This window comes from Limnohabitans sp., assembly GCF_044361985.1.
Taxonomy (GTDB): Bacteria; Pseudomonadota; Gammaproteobacteria; order Burkholderiales; family Burkholderiaceae_C; genus Limnohabitans_A.
This window is the reverse complement of sequence record NZ_JBIKHV010000001.1, coordinates 42,166-61,178: the sequence shown is the minus strand read 5'-3', so window position 1 is coordinate 61,178 and position 19,013 is coordinate 42,166. Positions and strand designations below refer to the sequence as shown.

The window sequence follows — 19,013 nt, the reverse complement described above, 5'->3', positions numbered from 1 at the left end:
TTCCCTGATTCCCTTGTTTTGTTAGTGTGCTGCAATGAAAGCTTCCCAATTCCTGATTTCCACCCTCAAAGAGGCGCCGGCTGATGCCGAAGTCGCCAGCCACAAATTGATGACGCGGGCAGGGCTGATCAAGAAACTGGGCCCTGGCATTTACAACTACATGCCCATGGGTTTGCGTGTGATTCGCAAAGTCGAGGCCATTGTGCGCGAGGAGATGAATCGCGCTGGCGCCATCGAGATGACAATGCCTGTGGTTCAGCCCGCCGAGCTGTGGCAGGAAACAGGGCGTTTTGACAAGATGGGCCCTGAGTTGTTGCGCATCAAGGACCGCCATGGCCGCGACTTCGTGATCCAGCCGACCAGCGAGGAAGTGGTCACCGACGTGGTGCGCCAAGAAGTGCGCAGTTACAAGCAACTTCCAAAGAATTTTTACCAGATTCAGACCAAATTTCGGGACGAGCGCCGCCCACGTTTTGGCCTGATGCGGGGCCGTGAATTCACCATGAAAGACGCGTACAGCTTTGACCGCGACGTGACCACTGCCAAGGCCAGCTATCAGGTGATGGCAGGGGCTTATCGCAAAATTTTTGACCGCTTCGGATTGACTTACCGCGCCGTGGCTGCCGACAGCGGTGCCATTGGGGGTGACCTGAGTGAAGAGTTTCAGGTGATCGCCGCCACCGGTGAAGACGCCATTGTTTATTGCCCCAGCAGCAACTATGCCGCCAACCTGGAAAAGGCCGAGGCCTTGGCTCCCAGCCAGCCAAGGGGCGCAGCCAGCCAGGCCCTGAGCAAAACAGCAACGCCCGGTCAAAGCACCTGCGAAGACGTCGCCAACTTGCTCAACGTGCCGCTGTCCTCCACGGTCAAGTCGCTGGTGCTGGCCACCGACCAGTTGAACGCGCAAGGCGAAATCGTCCAATCGCAAGTCTGGTTGCTGCTGCTGCGCGGTGACCACGACATGAACGAAGTCAAGGTCGGCAAGCTGCCCGGCATGGAGGGCGGCTTCCGCTTCGCCACCCTGAGCGAGATCGAAGAACACTTTGGTTGCAAGCCCGGTTACCTGGGCCCGCTCAATTTAAAAAAACCGGTTCACCTTGTGGCTGATCGCGATGTGGCCGTCATGGCCGACTGGATTTGCGGTGCCAATGAAGAAGGCTTCCACACCACGGGCGTGAACTGGGGGCGGGACTTGCCCGAACCGGCTTTGGTCGTCGACCTGCGCAACGTGGTGACGGGTGACAAGTCGCCAGACGGTCAAGGCGAGCTGGCGATTGAGCGCGGCATTGAAGTGGGCCATGTGTTTTATCTGGGGACCAAGTACTCCAAGGCCATGAACGCCACCTTCCTGGACGAGAACGGCAAACCCCAGTTCTTGGAGATGGGTTGCTATGGCATCGGCATCACCCGCTTGCCCGCCGCTGCCATTGAGCAAAACCACGACGAGCGCGGCATCATTTGGCCCGATGCGATTGCGCCGTTCACAGCTGTGATCTGCCCCATCGGCATGGACCGCAGCGAAGCCGTGAAGGCTGAGGCCGAACGCATTTACGCCGCCTTGTTGGCCGACGGTGTGGACGTCATCCTGGATGACCGGGGTGAACGCCCCGGCGCGATGTTTGCGGATTGGGAATTGATCGGGGTGCCGCACCGCATCACCATCGGAGACAAGGGACTCAAGGATGGCCTGATCGAATACCAGCACCGCCGCGATTCAGAAGCCACCAAGGTGGCTGTTGCAGACATCCTGGCGCACATCAAGTCCCGCATGGCCGCCTGATTCGCGTTGGGGCATGTCGACTGTCGTTCCCCTTCATTTTGAACCGCGTACCCGTCGCCAGGCGTTGCAGCGACTGGCACACAGCGCCCTGTTTGGCACCGGCCTCGGCGTTTTGCCTTTCATGCCGGTTCAAGCTGGGACACAAGTCGAAGAGCAATTGTCAACGGCCGTGCGCACGGCCCTTAGTGCGGCAGTGGCTGGCGCAGCACCGCCAGAGCCCGTGCTGACCACCACTGCTGATCAACAGGCCTATGCCCAATGGCTGGCAGTGACTGGCCAGGGGCTGGTGCGTTTTCAGCGCAACCCTGTTGAGCGGCAAGAGTTCTTGCAAACCCTTTGGTACGAGGCCCGCCGGGCAGGTCTGTCCTTGTCATTGGTGCTGGGATTGGTGCAGGTTGAAAGCGCGTTTCGCAAACACGCTGTGTCGTCCGCAGGGGCGATGGGATTCATGCAGGTCATGCCGTTTTGGGCGCGCTCCATTGGTGATGGTGATCACACCCGACTGTTTCACATGCAAACCAATTTGCGTTTTGGGTGTGTGATCTTGCGGCATTATCTGGACCGTGAGCGCGGTGACCTGTTTCTTGGCCTGGGGCGTTACAACGGCTCCCGAGGCCAGGCCGCGTATCCCGATGCTGTGCTGAAAGCGCAGCGGGCTTGGGTACACGCGGTGGACTGAATCAGTCTCGGGTGGCGTGGCGTTGCACGCATGCAATGTAGGCTTCGCCATCGGGCATGCGGCCGGCGTGCTGGCTCTCGTGAACCATTCGGCCCAGACATTCCATGGTCTGGTGGTGTGCATCGTGCAGCGAGTTGAGTTTGTGGGTGAGCAACTCCACCGCTTGGCGAATGCCCCGGGGTTGGTCAATGCTGCATTGCTCACTGATGGACAGGTGCATCGACAAGTGCAGAAAAGGGTTTTCTTGGTTCGGGTTGGCTTGGTGCATGCTGGCCAGAGCCGCATCGACATCGGCCAGTTCAGCGTGGTATTCGGGGTGCTCGTTGATCCATTGGCTGACGAGAATTTCCATGGGTTCCAGAGCGGCGTCCGTACGGGCTTTGGCGTAGACACCGCAAAAAAAACGCCGGACATCGGCTTGGGAGGGTTGAATCAGCATGGGGTGGATTGTCTCTCAAGTACAGCTGTTTTAAGCAGTGAGAGGCCGGGGTCTGGGGCCAGGGCTCAGAGGCGCTTCGCTTTGCCACATCGCCCCGGCCCCAGACCCCGGTCTCTCACATGGTTTGATGGATGGCACCGACGTCTCGCCTTGCGGCCAGACGCCAGACTTTGAATTCGTAAACAGGCGTACCGAAACTTCAATCCTGGCCCTAGAATGCAAAATGGCACCTCCATATCATGCAATATAATGCATCAAGACCACCTTCACGAAACGACCAACATGAACCAAGCCTACATTTGTGACGCGATCCGTACCCCCTTTGGCCGCTACGGCGGTGCCTTGAGCAGCGTTCGTACCGACGATCTGGGCGCTGTGCCCTTGCGCGCACTGATGGCCCGCAACCCGAAAGTGGACTGGGCTGCCGTGACCGACGTGCTCTATGGCTGCGCCAACCAGGCCGGTGAAGACAACCGCAATGTGGCGCACATGAGCAGCTTGCTGGCAGGTTTGCCTGTGGATGTGCCAGGCGGCACCATCAACCGATTGTGTGGCTCGGGGCTTGACGCCATCGGTACCGCCGCCCGCGCCATCAAGGCAGGGGAAGCCGGGCTGATGATTGCCGGTGGGGTGGAAAGCATGAGCCGCGCCCCGTTTGTCATGCCCAAAGCAGAAAGCGCCTTCAGCCGCGCCAATGCGGTGTATGACACGACCATCGGCTGGCGGTTTGTCAACAAGCTGATGAAAGTGCAATACGGCGTAGACTCGATGCCCGAGACCGCAGAAAACGTGGCGACCGACTACAAGATAGAGCGCGAAGCGCAAGATTTGATGGCCTATAACAGCCAACTGCGCGCCGTGGCTGCGATCAAGGCGGGTCATCTGGCCCGCGAAATCGTGGGTGTGAGCATTCCCCAGAAAAAGGGCGACGCCATCCTCGTGGACACCGACGAGCACCCGCGCGAAACCAGCCTCGAAGCCTTGGCCAAGCTCAAAGGTGTGGTGCGCCCTGATGGCACCGTGACCGCTGGCAATGCCTCGGGTGTGAACGATGGCGCGTGTGCCTTGCTGCTGGCAAGCGAATCCGAAGCGGCCAAAAACGGCCTCACGCCCAAAGCGCGTGTGGTGGGCATGGCCACTGCGGGTGTGGCGCCGCGCGTCATGGGCATTGGCCCCGCGCCGGCCACGCTCAAGGTGCTGGCCCAAACAGGCTTGACCATTGACCAGATGGACGTGATCGAGCTGAACGAAGCCTTTGCGGCACAAGGCCTGGCCGTGATGCGCATGCTGGGCCTGAAAGACGACGACGCGCGTGTGAACGCCTGGGGGGGAGCCATCGCCTTGGGGCATCCGCTGGGCGCTTCAGGTGCCCGCTTGGCCACCACGGCCATCAACCGGTTGCACGCCACGGGCGGTCGCTATGCCCTGTGCACCATGTGCATTGGCGTGGGTCAGGGCATTGCACTGATCATCGAGCGCGTTTGACAGCTACCCCCGGGATCAAGCCCGGGGTGACAAAGGCTCTGGCCACCAGCCCCTTCGGGGGCTTTTTTGTGCCTGCTGCCATTCTTGCGCGCTGACCTCGATGTCCATGCGCAGCAGTGCAGCGCCCATGGCTTTGCCCAGGTTGTCCAGCCGCAGATTGCGTGCGCCGCCACCTTGCAGGGCGCCTTCCAGCACGAATTTCATGGCCAGGATGTTGGGCAACGCCCAGGCTTGCACCTTGCCTGGCAGCCAGGGGGCAAAGTGGGCTTGTACTTTGTTTGCCGTGACTTCACGCTGAAGGATTCGATAGCCGTCTTCGTTCCAGGCAAACAGGCCAAAGTCCACCCAGTCGGCTTTGTCACCGCTGCGGGCGTGGGCCAAGCGGGCCAGGGGCATGCGCAAGAGGCTTGGGATGGCGGTGTTCATGTGCTGGACTCCAGAATTTCAAGGCGGGCCTGAACCCTGTTGCGAGGAATCAGCGTGGGCCAGATGCCCAGCAATTCGCTGCTGCTGTTCATGCCCTGAAAGCCACAGGTGTAGGCTGGCCCACTCAAAGCCATCCAGGGAAAGAGGCGGCCAAAGCCATCGGCCGCCGCTTTGATCGGTGTGCGCAAGGCCATGCGCACCCAGATCTCGGCGCGTTCATTCAGCTCGGCTGCAGGTGGCAAGGGGGCCAATGGCCCGTGTGCCGAATTGAGTCCCGGGTACTCCACAAACAGTTCGTCAAAAGGCAGCTTGTGCGCCTTGAGCTGGCTGCGGATCGTGGCCTCCGCAGCCTGCACCTTGTCCCAGGCATCGGGCCATGAAAATCCCCAACTGACCTCGGCCTTGAAGCCATCCCTGAAGCCCGCCACCACCTTCAACTGGTCACCAGGGCGCGCGCCCTGCGCGCCTGTCAAGCGCACCCGGTGATGGCCTTCGTCGGTCAACGTGATCTGGCCCATGTCCAGTACCACGTCGGGTGACAGGTAGGCGTGCGGGTTGTGCACCTCGTACAGCAGTTGTTGACGGACCGTGTCAAAGTTGACCAGGCCACCCGTGTCCGGCGCTTTGGTCAGCATGGCCGTGCCGTCGGCCTGCACCTCTGCGATCGGGTAGCCAATGTGGGCCAGGTCGGGGATGTCTTGCCAACTGCCCTGGCTGCCAAAATTGCCACCGCTGCCCTGGCCCGAGCATTCCAGCAAGTGGCCAACCGCCAGGCCTTGGGCCAAGCGGTTGAAGTCTTCAGGGGTGCTGGCATCTGCCAGCTTCCAGCCCAAGCCGTGCACCAGCGGCCCCAAAAACAGCGCCGCATCGGCCACTCGTCCGGTGATCACGATGTCAGCACCTTGGTCCAGGGCTTCCACGATCGGCTGCGCCCCCAGGTAGGCATTGCCAAACACCAGACGCTCACGCACGCCGCTCACGTCGGTGCCGTCCATCATGTGGTCAAACCGCTTGCCCGTGTCTTGCAGCAAGGACAGCACGTCGTCGCCCGACACCACCGCGATGCGCGGGTGCCAGCCAGCGCCTGCCAGCGCGTTGCGCACGGCCAGGGCTGCGCCCATCGGGTTCAGGCCGCCTGCGTTGCACACAAAGCGAACGCCGCGCGGTTGCATCAGCGGCCACAGGCGCAAGAGCATGGGCACCACGTCGCGGGCGTAGCCCAGCGCTGGGTCGCGTTGGCGGTCTTTTTGAAGAATGGCCAGGGTGAGTTCTGCCAAGTGGTCGCTGGCGATGAACTGGACTTGGCCGCGCTCGATGCTGGCGACCACCGGCTCCCAGTTGTCGCCGTAAAAACCAAGACCAGATCCGATGCGAATGGCATTTTTCATGCAAGGATATTGAAGCCTTGCGTATGCGTGTGAATGGGGGACAACCCCTAGGGAAAGTCTCATGTAAGACATCCATAATCGCACGGTCGTTCGCAAATGCTTTTTGCTGGGGCCCGATGCCCGTGGCAAAGCCAATGTGGACTTTGGCAGGACACAACAAAACAGAGGAGACAGGCGTGCAATTGCTGCAACTGCTAATCAGCGGTGTGGCCCAGGGCTGTATTTACGGACTCATTGCCCTGGGTTTCGTGCTGATTTACAAGGCCACCGAAACGGTGAGCTTTGCCCAGGGTGACCTGATGATGGTGGGGGCTTTTTCGGGTCTGGCCGCCATGACGCTGCTGGGTTTTCCTTTCTGGTTGTCAGTGCCTGCTGCCATCGTAGCCATGGGCGTTTTCGGTGTCTTGCTGGAGCGCCTGGTGATTCGCCCCATCCTTGGGCAGCCTGCGTTTTCCATTGTCATGCTGACCATTGGCGTGGGGTATGTGTTGCGCGGCCTGATTACCATGATCCCCGATGTTGGCACCGACACCCACACCATGCCTGTGCCCTATGCGGGACAGGTTTTGCGCTTGGGCAGCCTGGTGATTGCAGCCGAGCAAATGGTGGTGATCGGTGCCACGGGCATTTTGTGCCTGGGGCTGTTTGCCATGTTCAAGTACAGCAAGCTGGGCATTGCCATGCAGGCTGCATCACAAAACCAGTTGGCCGCCTATTACATGGGCATCCCGGTCAAACAAATCAACGGCCTGGTCTGGGGTCTGGCGGCGGGGGTGGCTGCGGTGGCAGGTTTGCTGCTGGCACCCATCACCTTTGTGCACGCCAACATGGGCTTCATTGGCCTGAAGGCTTTTCCAGCCGCTGTGGTCGGTGGCTTCGGCAGCTTACCGGGTGCCATCGTGGGCGGTTTGGTGATTGGCATCGTCGAGTCGTTTTCGGGCTTTTACTTGCCCGAAGGCTTTAAAGACATTGCGCCCTATATCGTGGTGTTGCTCATGCTGGTGCTCAAGCCCAATGGCTTGTTCGGTGAGCAACTGCGCAAGAAAGTCTGAGGCCCCAGCATGCGTTTCATTTTTAAAACCGAATACAACCAAGACATCACCCTGGCCAAGCACGGTGGCCATGTCTTCTGGTACAGCTTGCTGGGGCTGTTCCTGGTGGCCGCACCCTGGGTGGTGGCGGAATACTGGCTGGCCCAACTGACCTTCGTGCTGATTTATGCGGTAGTGGGCCTGGGCCTGATGCTGTTGGCCGGTTTTACCGGCTTGTTCTCGTTAGGCCATGCCGCCTTTTTGGGGGTGGGGGCTTATACCCAAGGCGTGATGGTGAACGCCGGTGTGCCTTTCCCGCTGGCCTTGTTGTGTGCTGGCTTGTTCTCGGCCATTGTGGGGGTCATCGTCGGTTTGCCTGCACTGCGTGTCAAAGGGATTTACTTGGGCATGGCCACGCTGGCCTTTGGCTTCATTGTCGAAGAAGGCATGGCCCGCTGGGAGCATGTCACGGGTGGCAATGCGGGGCTCATGGTGGGCTATCCCAAGCTGGGCGGCTGGACCCTGGACACCACCGAAGAGTTCTATTTTCTTTGCCTCATCGTGGCCGTGGGTGCCACATTGGCCATCGCAAATTTGCTGCGATCGTCCACCGGGCGGGCATTTGTGGCGATACGTGATTCCGAAATCTCGGCCCAGAGCATGGGCATTCACCTGGCACGCTACAAGACGTTGTCCTTTGCACTGTCGGCCGCTTTGGCAGGCATTGGCGGGGCGCTTTACGCCCACAAGATCCAGTTCCTTTCGCCCGAGCAGTTCAGCATCATCCAGTCGATCGACTTGTTGCTGATGGTGGTGATTGGTGGTCTGGGATCTATCCACGGGGCTTTCCTGGGGGCCATTTTCCTGATCGTCATGCCCCAACTGATTTCCATGGGCAAAGACTTTTTACCCGCCGCCATTGGCGGTGCCGCTGGTTTGCAGGGCACGGTTTACGGCATGGTGCTGATCGCTTTTGTGTTGTTTGAACCGATGGGTTTGTACGGGCGCTGGCTCAAGGTGCGCACCTGGTTCCAACTCTTTCCGTTCTACCGTCGTGGCCTGTTCAAACGCCAGAAATCATTCCAGAAATCGGACCGCCTGAAATGAACGCAGACATCCTTTTATCCGCTCGAGACCTGAGCGTCCGTTTTGGCGGTGTGCTGGCCGTCAACAAGGTCAGCTTTGACGTCAAGCGCGGTGAAGTCTTCACCCTCATCGGCCCCAACGGTGCCGGCAAGACCACCGTGTTCAACCTGATCAGCCGCATTTACACCCCCACCACCGGCGTGATTGATTACGCTGGACCCCAGGGCACACTGCGTTTGACCGATGAACTGCCGCATCAGATTGCCGGCTTGGGCATTGCGCGCACCTTCCAGAACATCGAGTTGTTTGAGCACGCCACGGTGCTGCAAAACCTGTTGATCGGTCGCCACACCCACCGCAAGACTGGTTTATGGAGCGAGATTTTTTTCACGGCCAAAACCCGTGTAGCCGAAATCGAGGCGCGTGAAAAAGTGGAGCAGATCATTGAGTTTCTGGACCTGCAACACCATCGTGACTCGATGGTGGCGGGTTTGCCCTATGGCGTGCGCAAAGTCGTAGAACTGGCCCGAGCCTTGTGCACCGATCCCCAGTTGCTCTTGCTCGATGAACCCTCATCGGGTCTGAACGTCGAGGAAACCGAAGACATGGCTTTCTGGATTTCGGACATCAAAAACGAACTCGGCATCACCGTCCTCATGGTGGAACACGACATGAGCCTGGTCTCCAAAGTGTCGGACCGCGTGCTGGCCATGAGCCAGGGCGAAGAACTCGCCACCGGTACGCCCAGTGAGGTGCAAAGCCACCCGGGTGTGATCGAGGCCTATTTGGGCTCGGTGGATGACGTGTCCAGCCTGCGCCGCGAAAACTACGTGGCTGGGGGTGCAGCATGAGCACCGCCCCACAAACTGCGAACGTCAGCCTGGCAGAGGCATCTGTGGCAGCAGACAACGTGATGCTCAAATTGCTCAACGTGGAAAGCGCTTATGGCCCGATCAAAGCGATTCGCGGCGTCAGCCTGCAGGTGCGCAAGGGCGAAATTGCCACCGTGCTGGGTTCCAACGGGGCGGGCAAAACCACCATCCTCAAAACCATCAGTGGCATCATCGACCCACGCAAGGGCTCGATCGAGTTCAAGGGCAAAAGCATCACCGCACAAGACCCGGCCATCATCGTGCAGAGCGGCCTGATGCATGTGCCCGAAGGCCGCGAGGTGTTTCCTTTGCTGTCAATTCGTGACAACCTGCTCATGGGTGCCTTCACCCGCAACGACCGCGATGGTGTGGCGCGTGACATGGAGGCCGTGTTCAATTACTTCCCGATCCTGCGTGAGCGCACGGCCCAAGACGCCGGTTTGCTCTCGGGCGGCCAGCAACAAATGTTGTCCATCAGCCGGGCTTTGATGGCCAACCCAGACCTGATATTGCTGGACGAGCCCAGCCTGGGCCTCAGCCCCAAGCTCACCAAGGAAATCTTTGAAATCGTGGTGCGCATCAACCGTGAGCGTGGCACCACCATCTTGTTGGTCGAGCAAAACGCCAACATGGCACTGAATGCTTCGGACTATGGCTACGTGCTCGAAAACGGCCGCATCGTGATGGAAGACACCTGTGCCCGTTTGCGTGAAAAAGAGGACATCAAGGAGTTCTACCTGGGGCTCAAGGAAGAGGGCGTGCGCGCCGATCGCCGCTGGAAAAAGAAGAAAACCTGGAGATAAGACATGAGCCAACTCTGGGACACCTCCGGCATTGCGCCGCAAAAAAACATCGTCATGGCGGGCGAGACCATCCCCGCCATTTTCTGGAATGCCGTGGCTGTCCGCGGCCCGAATGTGTGGATGCGCCAAAAAGACTTTGGCATCTGGCGCAGTTGGACCTGGGACCAAACCGCCCAAGCCGTACGCGAAATCGGACATGGTTTGATGGCGCTAGGTTTTGAGGCCCGGCACACCGCCTCGATTTTGGCCAACACCAACATCGAGTGGGTGCTGTGCGACCTGGCTGTGCTGAGCGCTGGCGGTGTTTCCAACGGCATTTACCCGACCGATGCTGCGGAGCAAGTGCATTACCTTTGCGAAGACTCGGCCACCCGTGTTCTTTTTGTCGAAGACGACGAGCAACTCGACAAGGCTCTGGCGGTACGTGGCAGCTTGCCCTTGCTGAGCAAGATCGTTGTGTTTGACATGGACGGCTTGCGCGACTTCCACGACCCGCAGGTCATCAGCCTGAAAGAACTGCGCGCCTTGGGCCGCGAACACGCCAAGACCCATCCCGACTTGCTGGTGCAGCGCGCAGCCCAATGCAAACCCGAAGAGCTGGCCATCCTGGTTTACACCTCAGGCACAACCGGCAGACCCAAGGGCGGCATGCACAGCCACCATGGCCTGGTCTACACCGTGCGCGGGTACAACACCCTGATCGCCCGAGACGAGCGCGACGAGTGCATGTGCTTTTTGCCCTTGTGCCACATCGCAGAGCGCATGGGGGGGGAGTATTTTTCGCTGTACACCGGGGCCAAACTCAACTTTGTCGAAAATCCTGAAACCGTGCCTGAGAACGTTCGCGAGATCGCGCCCACCGTGTTCACGGCGGTGCCCCGCGTCTGGGAAAAATTTTACTCGGGCGTCATGATCGCCCTGAAAGAAGCGGGTGGCCTGCAGCAAGCCATTTATGGCTGGTCGATCGGTGTGGGCCATCAGGTGGCTGAGTTGGTGCTCAAGAGCCAGCCTGTGCCTGCCAGCCTCAAGCTGCGCTTTCATCTGGCACGGTTGCTGGCGCTGAACAATGTGCGAAAGATGATCGGCATCCACCGTGCCAGGTTTCTGGTGACGGGTGCTGCGCCCATCTCGCCCGAGTTGGTGCGCTGGTATTTGGCACTGGGCCTGCCCATGCTGGAAGTGTGGGGCATGACCGAGACCTGTGGTGCAGCCACAGGTGTTCCTGCCGACCGCATCAAGCCTGGCTCGATTGGCCCGGCTGCCGAATTCAACGAAGTGCGCCTAGACCCAGTGACCAGCGAAATCTTGGTGCGTGGCCCCAACGTGTTCATGGGCTATCTGAACTTGCCGGAAAAGACCGCCGAAACCATCGATGCCGATGGCTGGCTGCACACGGGCGATGTGGGCGTGGTTGACGAGGAAGGGTTTTTCCGCATCACCGATCGCATGAAAGACATCATCATCACGGCTGGTGGCAAGAACATCACCCCGAGTGAACTCGAAAACGAACTGAAATTTTCGCCTTACATCACCGATGCCGTGGTCATTGGCGACAAAAGGGCTTATCTGACCGTGATCATCATGATCGACCAGGAAAACGTTGAGAAATACGCACAGGACAACGATGTGCCGTTTTCCAACTACGCCAGCCTGACCCACAGCGTCGAGGTGCAAAACCTGATACAGGCCGAGATCGACCGCGTCAACAAGAAGTTTGCACGGGTTGAGCAGATCAAGAAATTCTGGTTGCTTGACACACAATTGACAGCCGAAGACGAAGAGCTGACACCGACCATGAAGCTCAAACGCAAATTGGTCGAAAACAAATACGCGCCTCAGATCGAGGCCATGTACCGCTGAACCATTACCCTTTACTACAACAGGAGACCTGCAACATGAAAATCAAACTCAGCCTCGTCGCTGCTGCGTTGGCCCTGACCGCTGGCGCGGTCTTGGCCCAGACGCAAGGCGTGTCCAAAACCGAAATCACGCTCGGCTCCATCCAGGACTTGTCCGGCCCGCTCGCCGGCTTTGGCAAGCAAGTGCGCCTGGGCATGATGCTGCGTGTGGACGAAGCCAACGAGCAAGGCGGCATCAATGGCCGCAAGTTCAAGCTGCTGGTCGAAGACTCGGCCTATGACCCACGCCGCGCCGTACTGGCTGCGCAAAAGCTGGTCAACCAAGACAAGATTTTTGCCATGATCGGCCACATTGGCACTGCCCAGAACATGGCCGCCATGCCCGTGCAATTCCAGAAGAACGTGATCAACTTCTTCCCGGTCACGGCCGCGCGCGAAATGTACGAGCCCTTCCACAAGCTCAAGTACTCTTTTGCCGCCACCTACTATGACCAGATGCGCTTGGGTGTGCCGATTCTGGTGAAGGAAAAGAACGCCAAACAAATCTGCGCCATGCACCAGGACGATGAATTTGGTCTGGAAGTGTTCCGTGGTGCTGAGGCAGGTTTGAAGACCATGGGCATGCAGTTCGCCGAAGTCACCACCTACAAACGCGGTGCCACCGACTTTGCTTCGCAGATGCAAAAGCTGGCCTCGTCCAAGTGCGACTTCGTGGTCATGGGCACCATCATCCGCGAAACCATTGGCGGCATCGCCACAGCGCGTCGCTTGGGCTTCAACCCGACCTTCCTCGGTTCTAGCGCTTCTTACACCGACCTGATTCACAAGTTGGGCGGCCCCGCCATGAATGGCTTTTATTCCACCATGTCGACGCAGCACCCCTATCTGGATGAGGCCGCACAACCCATCCGTTTTTGGGCCAACAAGTACAAGACCAAGTTCAACGAAGATCCAACCGTTTTCTCGGTCTACGGCTACAACGCCATTGACTCGTTCTTGCGCGCAGTTGAGAAATCCGGCAACAACGTGACCACTGAGAGCATCATCAAGGCCATGGACACCATGGTGATCCCACCCGATATTTTCGGTACGGGCGAGATGACTTTCACCGCCACCAAGCGTTTGGGCAGCAACGCTTCGCGCATGTCGCAAATCACCGATGGCCGCTGGAAAGTGACCTCGGGCTACTTCAGCGACAAGAAGTAAAGCCAGCAGCAGCCGCTGCATGAAACAAACCGCCAGTGCCTGCAAAGGTCTGGCGGTTTTTTTATGGTTAGCTGAACCTCTTTACAAGGGCGTTTCTGCATGGAATCATCGGGCACTCGAGGCGGCTCGGCCGTCGTTGCGCCACTGGCCATGGCCATGCCAGATCAGACGAGGATGCAAGTCTGGGCCATGTCCACCATAAAAAATACCCATCAGCGCCCGAGTAGCGACACGCTGCATTCAGCTCATCTGTAAATAGTGCAAGCGCCTGGCCCGGGGCGTACCCAATATTCTGTAAATGCAGTTTTAAGCTCTTGTTTTTTAGGAATGAAATAAGATTTTATTCAGTAAAAATAGATGTCATCAAGTCAGGTTGTTTTTGAAAGCTCAAAACGCTTGTGTGCGGGTTTCTGGAAAGCCTGGCTTGTCCCCTGTTGTTGATCGAATTAAAAAGAGGTATTTCATGGAAACCATTGCGCCCCTGTGGCTCTGGCTTACTTTTGTGGCGATTGTTCTGGTGTCGCTGTTCGTCGATTTCGTGGTGCTCAAAAAGCAGGGCGCCCACGACATCGGGGTCAAGGAGGCCTTGAACTGGTCCCTGATCTGGATTGCCTTGAGCTTTTTGTTCAATGGACTTTTCTGGTGGGCCATCAAGGACACCACGGGCTCAGTCGACATGGCGAACACCAAGGCGCTGGAGTTCCTGACGGGCTATCTGATCGAGAAATCTCTGGCGGTGGACAACATCTTTGTTTTCCTGATGATCTTCACGTATTTCGCCGTCCCGCCGAATTTCCAGAAGCGGGTTCTGATGATCGGCATCATTGGTGCGATCGTGTTGCGCACCCTGATGATCCTGGTCGGTGGGTGGCTGTTGGCCGAATTCCACTGGGTGTTGTATGTGTTTGGCGCCTTCCTGATCCTCACCGGTGTGAAGATGTGGTGGGCGGCCGGCAAGGAGCCTGATCTGGATGACAACCCGGCGCTCAAACTGCTGCGCAAGCTTTTGCCAGTGAGCAAGAATTACGACGGGGAAAAGTTCTGGACGATCGAAAATGGCCAAAAAATTGCCACGCCCCTGTTCATGGTGATTTGTCTGATCGCACTGACCGACGTGATTTTTGCAGTCGACTCGATTCCAGCGATTTTCGCCATCACCAGCGATCCGTTCATTGTTCTGACCAGCAATGTGTTCGCCATCCTGGGCTTGCGGGCCATGTACTTTTTGTTGGCGGCAGTGGCCAACAAGTTTCACCTGTTGAACTACGGCCTGGCCGTGATCCTGGTGTTCATTGGCACCAAGATGTGTCTGATCGATGTCTTCAAGATTCCTGTAGGCATCTCTTTGGGTGTGGTGGTCGGTATCCTGGCTGCGACCATGTTGCTGAGTGTGCGGTCTGCAAAGGCCTGATGCGCAGGCCTAAGGACACCTCTCTGGCGTGCCGCCAAGGAGACTGTCCTGCTTCAGCCCCCTGTGTCGGAGGCCTGCAACAGCCGCTGCACCAGCGGGTGTTGCACTTTCTTTTCGGTGCCGATGGCAAAGAAGCTTTCCTTTACACCCTCACAAGGGCCCAGTCGCTGAACGTCGTAGTGCGCCAGCAGCTCGTCGTGCACCCATTCGGCAGCCGGGAACACGCCCATGCCGCTTTCGCCAAAAGTCTTGAGCAAGGCGCTGTCTTCGAACTCGCCCACGATGCGCGGGCGGATGGCGTGCTGTTCAAACCAGTGGTCAATGCGAATGCGTACCGCGGTGTGGGCTGTGGGCAAAAGCACCGGCACATCGGCCAGACTGGCGGGGAATTTCTTTTTGGCCAATTTCACCAGCGCTGCAGTGCCATACCAAGACACGGCAGATGAACCCAGTGCATGGTTGTAGAGCTTGATGTTGGCATGGCTTGGCGCAGGACGATCGGACAACACCACATCGAGGCGGTGCAAGGCCAGGTCGCCCAGCAGGTCGTCGAACTCACCCTCATGGCACAGCAAGCGCAAGTTGGGTTCGGCCATCACAGGTTGCATCAGGCGGCGCACCACCAGTTTGGGCAGACCATCGGAAATGCCGGTCGCCAGTCGGACCGTGGGCGAACTCACGGCATCGCGCACTTTGGAAGGCAAGTCCTCACCGAGCTGAAAAATCTGATCGGCCTGCTGCATGGCCGCCAGACCTGCATCGGTCAGCACCAGCCCCCGGCCGGCGGGCTTGAGCAAGGCGTATCCCAGCGAGCGCTCCAGTTCACGCACCTGCGCACTCACCGTCTGCACCGCCATGTCCAGTTTGTCGGCCGCCCGCGTGATGCCACCTTCCTTGGCCACAACCCAAAAATAGTAAAGGTGCTTGTAATTAAAGGTGGTTCTCATGATCGAATTTTAGGGAGGGTTAATTCGAAATTATCTGCTTTTTTAGAAGTTCAGGTGGATGTATCTTTGGACCTCATTTCAATTGAAAGCCATGTTGCGTCTGTCCAAAATCAAAGGAAACACCATGAAGTGCCCCACCTGCAACGATACCCCCTTGGTCATGGCCGAGCGCCAAGGGGTTGAAATCGATTACTGCCCCGCTTGCCGAGGCATCTGGCTCGATCGTGGTGAGCTGGATAAACTGCTCGACCGCGCTGCAGCAGCTACAACCGCTCAGCCTGTCCAGGCCGTGCGGCCAGCACAAGGCATCACGCGCTCACCGGGCCATGGTGAGGGGCACTACGGCTACAGTGATCGTGACGCTTACAAACGCAAAAAATCCTGGTTGCATGAAATTTTTGACTGATGTTTTGACACCTACATGACGAGTTTCACCGATCCCGCCATATTGTTCTTTGTTTTTGGCATGCTGGCCGGATCGTTGAAGTCCAATCTGGAAATTCCCCAGCCCATCTCGCGCTTTTTATCACTGTATTTGCTGATGGCGCTGGGCCTCAAGGGCGGCTTTGCGCTCGCGCAATCTGGCTTGAGCAGTGATGTGGCGATCAGTCTGGGGGCCGCAATGGGCATGGCGTGCATCGTGCCCTTGATCGGCTATGGGGTGTTGCGCCGGTTTTTGTCCGGGTTTGACGCCGCTGCCATTGCCGCAACCTATGGCTCGGTGAGTGCCGTGACCTTCATCACGGCTTCCCAGCACCTGGACAACCAGGGCGTGGTGTTTGGCGGGCATATGGCTGCCGCCATGGCCCTCATGGAATCGCCCGCCATCGTTTTCGCCGTGGTCATGGCCAACCATGTGCGCCGCCGCAGCAACTTGAACAGCAACCTGACGGATGCCAGTGTCGGCGCCCATGTCACGGGCAACCCGCCCCTGAGTCGCATCCTGCACGAGGCACTGACCGATGGCGCGCAGTTACTTTTGCTGGGCGCCATGCTGATCGGTCTTTTGACGGGCGAAGCGGGCCAGGCTGCGATGAAGCCGTTTTCTGTCGACCTGTTCAAAGGCATGCTGGCTTTCTTTCTGCTCGATATGGGCCTGCTGGCGGCACGCAACATGGGGCAACTCAAGGGCCAATCGCCTTGGCTGGTGGTCTATGCCGTGCTGGGCCCCTTGGTGCATGCGGGCATTGCCTTGTTGTTGTCATGGCTCTTGGGCATGGCGGCAGGTGATGCGGCATTGCTGATGGTGTTGTCGGCCAGTGCGTCTTACATCGCGGTGCCCGCCGTCATTCGACATGCCATTCCTGAAGCCAGCCCGTCGCTTTACTTTGGCATGTCGCTGGGGCTGACGTTCCCCTTCAACATCTTGTTGGGAATACCGCTGTATTTGCATTTTGCGCAAAAGTTTTTGGGCTGATTGTTCAGATCCCCAGTTGTTTGGCGGCCAACTCGTGCACGATTTCTTCTACCCCACCGCCGATTTCAACCATCCAGGTGCCGTCGGATGGGTCTGCAGGTCTTCGGCTGTGAATGCCTTGGGGATATGAGAGGCGTTCATGCAGCATCCTGCCATTGCACCAGCACCTGACCGGGACCCACTTGCTGGCCTGCAGACACCAGAAGGCTTTGCACCACGGCATCGCGGGGCGCGGTCAGGGTGTGCTCGAGTTTCATGGATTCGATCACCAGCAAGGCATCGCCTTGCTTCACACTGTCGCCTTCGCGCACATGCAGCGCGATCAGTTTGCCGTTGAACGGGGCACGCAGCAGGGTCGTCGTTTGTGCGTTGGGGCCGTTGGCTGGAGCGCTGTGGCTTTGTTCGGTCAGCCACAGTTCGCAGCTTTGAACACCTTGTAGCTGCACATGCCAGCGGTCTGGCGATCTGGCTGTGCGGGCCGCACGGGTTTGCCAACGCACGCCATTCAGTGTGATGTTCAGCGTGTGGTGATCCATGCTGGTTTGAACTTCAGCCAGCTGATTTTTGGTCGGACCGATTTGGGCCGTTTGTGGGGTGGGCACTTGTTCAATCTGTGCCCGATGCGTGGCACCCGTCTGGCCCATCCGCACCTGAACCTGAGCTTGTCCCAGTTCCTGCAGCACCGCTTGCCAGGGCTGCGTCTGCCCTGCAAAGTCTATGCGAATCGGTCGTTCAAATGGGCTGGCCAGGTGCTGTGCGGGGGGGCGTTGTGCGAAGAGTACCGCCATTGCAGCCACAGTCTGAGCATCAGGACTGGCTTGCAATTGCGCTCGAATGGTGTCGGCTTGATCGGCCAAAAAAGGAATCAAGGCCTCACCCGCCACAAACACCGGATGCTGCAAACACGCAGTCAAAAAAGCCCGGTTAGTGGGCAGGCCCAGCACGGCGGTCTGCTGCAGACCTGCACTCAAGCGGTCAATGGCTTGGCCACGTGTGGGCGCGTGCGCGATCAACTTGCCCAGCATGGCGTCGTAATGTGGTGTAACTTCGGCGCCGGTGTGCAGGGCATGGTCAAAGCGCAGGCCTTCATCTAGCGCGGGCGGCGCAAAGTGCTTGACCGTACCGGTATGTGGGCTGAAGTGTTCGTCTTCGGCGCACAGGCGCACCTCAATGGCGTGGCCTTGCAGGCGCACATCGGCTTGCACCAGTGGCAGTGGCTCGTCGCGGGCAATGCGCAGTTGCCACTCGACCAGATCAAGCCCCGTGCACATTTCAGTCACCGGATGCTCCACCTGCAACCGCGTGTTCACCTCCATCAGGTAAAACGCTGGGCTGGCTTGTGTGTTGTCCAGCAAAAACTCTACGGTGCCTGCGCCCACATAGCCGGCTGACCGGGTCAGCGCGATCGCAGCTTGCCCCAGTTGCTCACGCAGCGCGGGCGACACAGCCGGGCTGGGTGACTCTTCGATGATTTTCTGGTGGCGACGCTGCACCGAGCAATCGCGCTCACCCAGGTGAATGCAATGGCCATGGGCATCGGCCATGATCTGCACCTCGATGTGTCGGGGGCGCAGCAAGGCGCGTTCCAGCAGCAAGTCGCCATGGCCAAAGCCAGCCAGTGCTTCTGACCTGGCACTGTGCAATGCAGGAAACAACTGCAGCATCTCGGTGACCAGTCGCATCCCACGCCCACCGCCACCTGCCACCGCTTTCACCATGAGCGGCAGACCCAGTTGTTGCGCTTGCGCACTGAAGGTGGCATCGCTCTGGTCTGCGCCGAAATAGCCCGGCAGACATGGCACACCTTGGGCCAGTGCCAGCGCCTTCGCAGCCGATTTGTTGCCCAGCGTCCGAATGGCCTGGGGCGGCGGGCCCACCCAGGTCAGGCCCGCATCCAGCACCGCTTGAGCAAAGTCGGCGTTCTCGCTCAAGAAACCATAGCCCGGGTGTACTGCATCGGCCCCTGTGGCGTGTGCGGCCTGCAGCAATTTGTCGATGCGCAAATACGAGTCGGCTGACAAGGCCCCGCCCAGGGCGTAGGCGGTATCGGCTTCTTGCACATGCAGGGCGTGGCGGTCGATGTCTGAATACACCGCCACCGTTTGAATGCCCATGCCTCGGGCGGTGCGCACCACGCGGCGGGCAATCTCGCCACGGTTGGCGATCAGCAGGCGGGTCAGTGAA

Annotated in this window: 19 protein-coding genes; 12 read left to right on the top strand and 7 right to left on the bottom strand. The window is 58.8% G+C overall.

Annotated features, from left to right (window positions below):
- Window positions 1-34: 34 nt before the first annotated feature.
- Both ACIQ3A_RS00285 and ACIQ3A_RS00280 read left to right on the top strand, forming a co-directional pair.
- Window positions 35-1,780, top strand: coding sequence for a proline--tRNA ligase (locus ACIQ3A_RS00285; RefSeq protein WP_396429740.1), 1,746 nt, complete (start codon window positions 35-37; stop codon window positions 1,778-1,780).
- Window positions 1,781-1,793: 13 nt separating this feature from the next.
- A complete protein-coding gene (locus ACIQ3A_RS00280) occupies window positions 1,794-2,459 on the top strand; it encodes a lytic transglycosylase domain-containing protein (protein WP_396429739.1) in 666 nt (221 codons plus the stop codon).
- Between the two features lies 1 nt (window position 2,460).
- Here the strand turns inward: ACIQ3A_RS00280 and ACIQ3A_RS00275 are convergent, their stop codons facing one another.
- On the bottom strand, window positions 2,461-2,895 hold the full coding sequence (locus ACIQ3A_RS00275) for a DUF1841 family protein (protein ID WP_396429827.1): 435 nt from the start codon (window positions 2,893-2,895) through the stop codon (window positions 2,461-2,463).
- 285 nt (window positions 2,896-3,180) lie between these two features.
- On the opposite strand from ACIQ3A_RS00275, the gene pcaF reads away from it, so the two are divergent.
- Entirely contained in the window at window positions 3,181-4,383 is a 1,203-nt protein-coding gene (gene pcaF / locus ACIQ3A_RS00270) for a 3-oxoadipyl-CoA thiolase (RefSeq protein ID WP_396429738.1), read from the top strand.
- Between the two features lie 15 nt (window positions 4,384-4,398).
- On the opposite strand, the gene ACIQ3A_RS00265 is transcribed toward pcaF, so the two are convergent.
- Complete coding sequence (locus tag ACIQ3A_RS00265; RefSeq protein ID WP_396429737.1) at window positions 4,399-4,809, bottom strand: hypothetical protein; 411 nt, start codon at window positions 4,807-4,809, stop codon at window positions 4,399-4,401.
- Complete coding sequence (locus tag ACIQ3A_RS00260; RefSeq protein ID WP_396429736.1) at window positions 4,806-6,197, bottom strand: acyclic terpene utilization AtuA family protein; 1,392 nt, start codon at window positions 6,195-6,197, stop codon at window positions 4,806-4,808. Before ACIQ3A_RS00260 ends, ACIQ3A_RS00265 begins: the two co-directional genes overlap by 4 nt.
- Before the next feature lie 176 nt (window positions 6,198-6,373).
- On the opposite strand from ACIQ3A_RS00260, the gene ACIQ3A_RS00255 reads away from it, so the two are divergent.
- The 6 genes from ACIQ3A_RS00255 to ACIQ3A_RS00230 are packed head-to-tail and all read left to right on the top strand — an operon-like array spanning window position 6,374 to window position 13,054.
- Window positions 6,374-7,249, top strand: a complete 876-nt coding sequence (locus tag ACIQ3A_RS00255) for a branched-chain amino acid ABC transporter permease (RefSeq protein ID WP_396429735.1) — start codon at window positions 6,374-6,376, stop codon at window positions 7,247-7,249.
- 9 nt (window positions 7,250-7,258) lie between these two features.
- Window positions 7,259-8,335 (top strand): branched-chain amino acid ABC transporter permease, encoded by a 1,077-nt coding sequence (locus ACIQ3A_RS00250; protein WP_396429734.1) that lies wholly within the window; start codon window positions 7,259-7,261, stop codon window positions 8,333-8,335.
- A complete protein-coding gene (locus ACIQ3A_RS00245) occupies window positions 8,332-9,165 on the top strand; it encodes an ABC transporter ATP-binding protein (protein ID WP_396429733.1) in 834 nt (277 codons plus the stop codon). The genes ACIQ3A_RS00250 and ACIQ3A_RS00245 overlap by 4 nt, the downstream gene beginning before the upstream one ends.
- Complete coding sequence (locus tag ACIQ3A_RS00240; protein ID WP_396429732.1) at window positions 9,162-9,989, top strand: ABC transporter ATP-binding protein; 828 nt, start codon at window positions 9,162-9,164, stop codon at window positions 9,987-9,989. The genes ACIQ3A_RS00245 and ACIQ3A_RS00240 overlap by 4 nt, the downstream gene beginning before the upstream one ends.
- A gap of 3 nt (window positions 9,990-9,992) precedes the next feature.
- Window positions 9,993-11,849, top strand: a complete 1,857-nt coding sequence (locus tag ACIQ3A_RS00235; RefSeq protein WP_396429731.1) for an AMP-dependent synthetase/ligase — start codon at window positions 9,993-9,995, stop codon at window positions 11,847-11,849.
- A gap of 35 nt (window positions 11,850-11,884) precedes the next feature.
- Window positions 11,885-13,054 carry an ABC transporter substrate-binding protein gene (locus ACIQ3A_RS00230; protein ID WP_396429730.1) on the top strand — a complete coding sequence of 390 codons (1,170 nt, stop codon included), beginning with the start codon at window positions 11,885-11,887 and terminating at the stop codon, window positions 13,052-13,054.
- Between the two features lie 105 nt (window positions 13,055-13,159).
- Here ACIQ3A_RS00230 and ACIQ3A_RS00225 read toward each other — a convergent pair whose 3' ends face one another.
- On the bottom strand, window positions 13,160-13,294 hold the full coding sequence (locus tag ACIQ3A_RS00225) for a hypothetical protein (protein WP_396429729.1): 135 nt from the start codon (window positions 13,292-13,294) through the stop codon (window positions 13,160-13,162).
- Between the two features lie 223 nt (window positions 13,295-13,517).
- Here ACIQ3A_RS00225 and ACIQ3A_RS00220 point away from each other — a divergent pair, with 223 nt between their 5' ends.
- The gene (locus ACIQ3A_RS00220) at window positions 13,518-14,465 is read left to right on the top strand and encodes a TerC family protein (protein WP_396429728.1); all 948 of its coding nucleotides are present in this window, start codon (window positions 13,518-13,520) and stop codon (window positions 14,463-14,465) included.
- Between the two features lie 53 nt (window positions 14,466-14,518).
- On the opposite strand, the gene ACIQ3A_RS00215 is transcribed toward ACIQ3A_RS00220, so the two are convergent.
- Window positions 14,519-15,412 (bottom strand): LysR family transcriptional regulator, encoded by an 894-nt coding sequence (locus tag ACIQ3A_RS00215; protein WP_396429727.1) that lies wholly within the window; start codon window positions 15,410-15,412, stop codon window positions 14,519-14,521.
- 124 nt (window positions 15,413-15,536) lie between these two features.
- Between ACIQ3A_RS00215 and ACIQ3A_RS00210 the strand changes: the two genes are divergently transcribed.
- On the top strand, window positions 15,537-15,818 hold the full coding sequence (locus tag ACIQ3A_RS00210) for a zf-TFIIB domain-containing protein (RefSeq protein ID WP_396429726.1): 282 nt from the start codon (window positions 15,537-15,539) through the stop codon (window positions 15,816-15,818).
- Window positions 15,819-15,833: 15 nt separating this feature from the next.
- Window positions 15,834-16,829: a sodium-dependent bicarbonate transport family permease gene (locus tag ACIQ3A_RS00205; RefSeq protein WP_396429725.1), complete on the top strand. Its 996-nt coding sequence runs from the start codon at window positions 15,834-15,836 to the stop codon at window positions 16,827-16,829.
- Between the two features lie 4 nt (window positions 16,830-16,833).
- On the opposite strand, the gene ACIQ3A_RS00200 is transcribed toward ACIQ3A_RS00205, so the two are convergent.
- Entirely contained in the window at window positions 16,834-16,977 is a 144-nt protein-coding gene (locus ACIQ3A_RS00200) for a hypothetical protein (RefSeq protein ID WP_396429724.1), read from the bottom strand.
- On the bottom strand, window positions 16,967-19,009 hold the full coding sequence (locus ACIQ3A_RS00195) for a biotin carboxylase N-terminal domain-containing protein (RefSeq protein ID WP_396429826.1): 2,043 nt from the start codon (window positions 19,007-19,009) through the stop codon (window positions 16,967-16,969). Before ACIQ3A_RS00195 ends, ACIQ3A_RS00200 begins: the two co-directional genes overlap by 11 nt.
- Window positions 19,010-19,013 lie beyond the last annotated feature (4 nt).

Coding starts and splice junctions, on each gene's coding strand:
- ACIQ3A_RS00280 (WP_396429739.1), top strand. CDS start 1,794: ATGTCGACTGTCGTTCCCCTTCATTTTGAACCGCGTACCCGTCGCCAG.
- ACIQ3A_RS00285 (WP_396429740.1), top strand. CDS start 35: ATGAAAGCTTCCCAATTCCTGATTTCCACCCTCAAAGAGGCGCCGGCT.
- ACIQ3A_RS00250 (WP_396429734.1), top strand. CDS start 7,259: ATGCGTTTCATTTTTAAAACCGAATACAACCAAGACATCACCCTGGCC.
- ACIQ3A_RS00215 (WP_396429727.1), bottom strand. CDS start 15,412: ATGAGAACCACCTTTAATTACAAGCACCTTTACTATTTTTGGGTTGTG.
- ACIQ3A_RS00265 (WP_396429737.1), bottom strand. CDS start 4,809: ATGAACACCGCCATCCCAAGCCTCTTGCGCATGCCCCTGGCCCGCTTG.
- ACIQ3A_RS00225 (WP_396429729.1), bottom strand. CDS start 13,294: ATGCAGCGTGTCGCTACTCGGGCGCTGATGGGTATTTTTTATGGTGGA.
- pcaF (WP_396429738.1), top strand. CDS start 3,181: ATGAACCAAGCCTACATTTGTGACGCGATCCGTACCCCCTTTGGCCGC.
- ACIQ3A_RS00205 (WP_396429725.1), top strand. CDS start 15,834: ATGACGAGTTTCACCGATCCCGCCATATTGTTCTTTGTTTTTGGCATG.
- ACIQ3A_RS00235 (WP_396429731.1), top strand. CDS start 9,993: ATGAGCCAACTCTGGGACACCTCCGGCATTGCGCCGCAAAAAAACATC.
- ACIQ3A_RS00260 (WP_396429736.1), bottom strand. CDS start 6,197: ATGAAAAATGCCATTCGCATCGGATCTGGTCTTGGTTTTTACGGCGAC.
- ACIQ3A_RS00210 (WP_396429726.1), top strand. CDS start 15,537: ATGAAGTGCCCCACCTGCAACGATACCCCCTTGGTCATGGCCGAGCGC.
- ACIQ3A_RS00240 (WP_396429732.1), top strand. CDS start 9,162: ATGAGCACCGCCCCACAAACTGCGAACGTCAGCCTGGCAGAGGCATCT.
- ACIQ3A_RS00230 (WP_396429730.1), top strand. CDS start 11,885: ATGAAAATCAAACTCAGCCTCGTCGCTGCTGCGTTGGCCCTGACCGCT.
- ACIQ3A_RS00220 (WP_396429728.1), top strand. CDS start 13,518: ATGGAAACCATTGCGCCCCTGTGGCTCTGGCTTACTTTTGTGGCGATT.
- ACIQ3A_RS00200 (WP_396429724.1), bottom strand. CDS start 16,977: ATGCTGCATGAACGCCTCTCATATCCCCAAGGCATTCACAGCCGAAGA.
- ACIQ3A_RS00245 (WP_396429733.1), top strand. CDS start 8,332: ATGAACGCAGACATCCTTTTATCCGCTCGAGACCTGAGCGTCCGTTTT.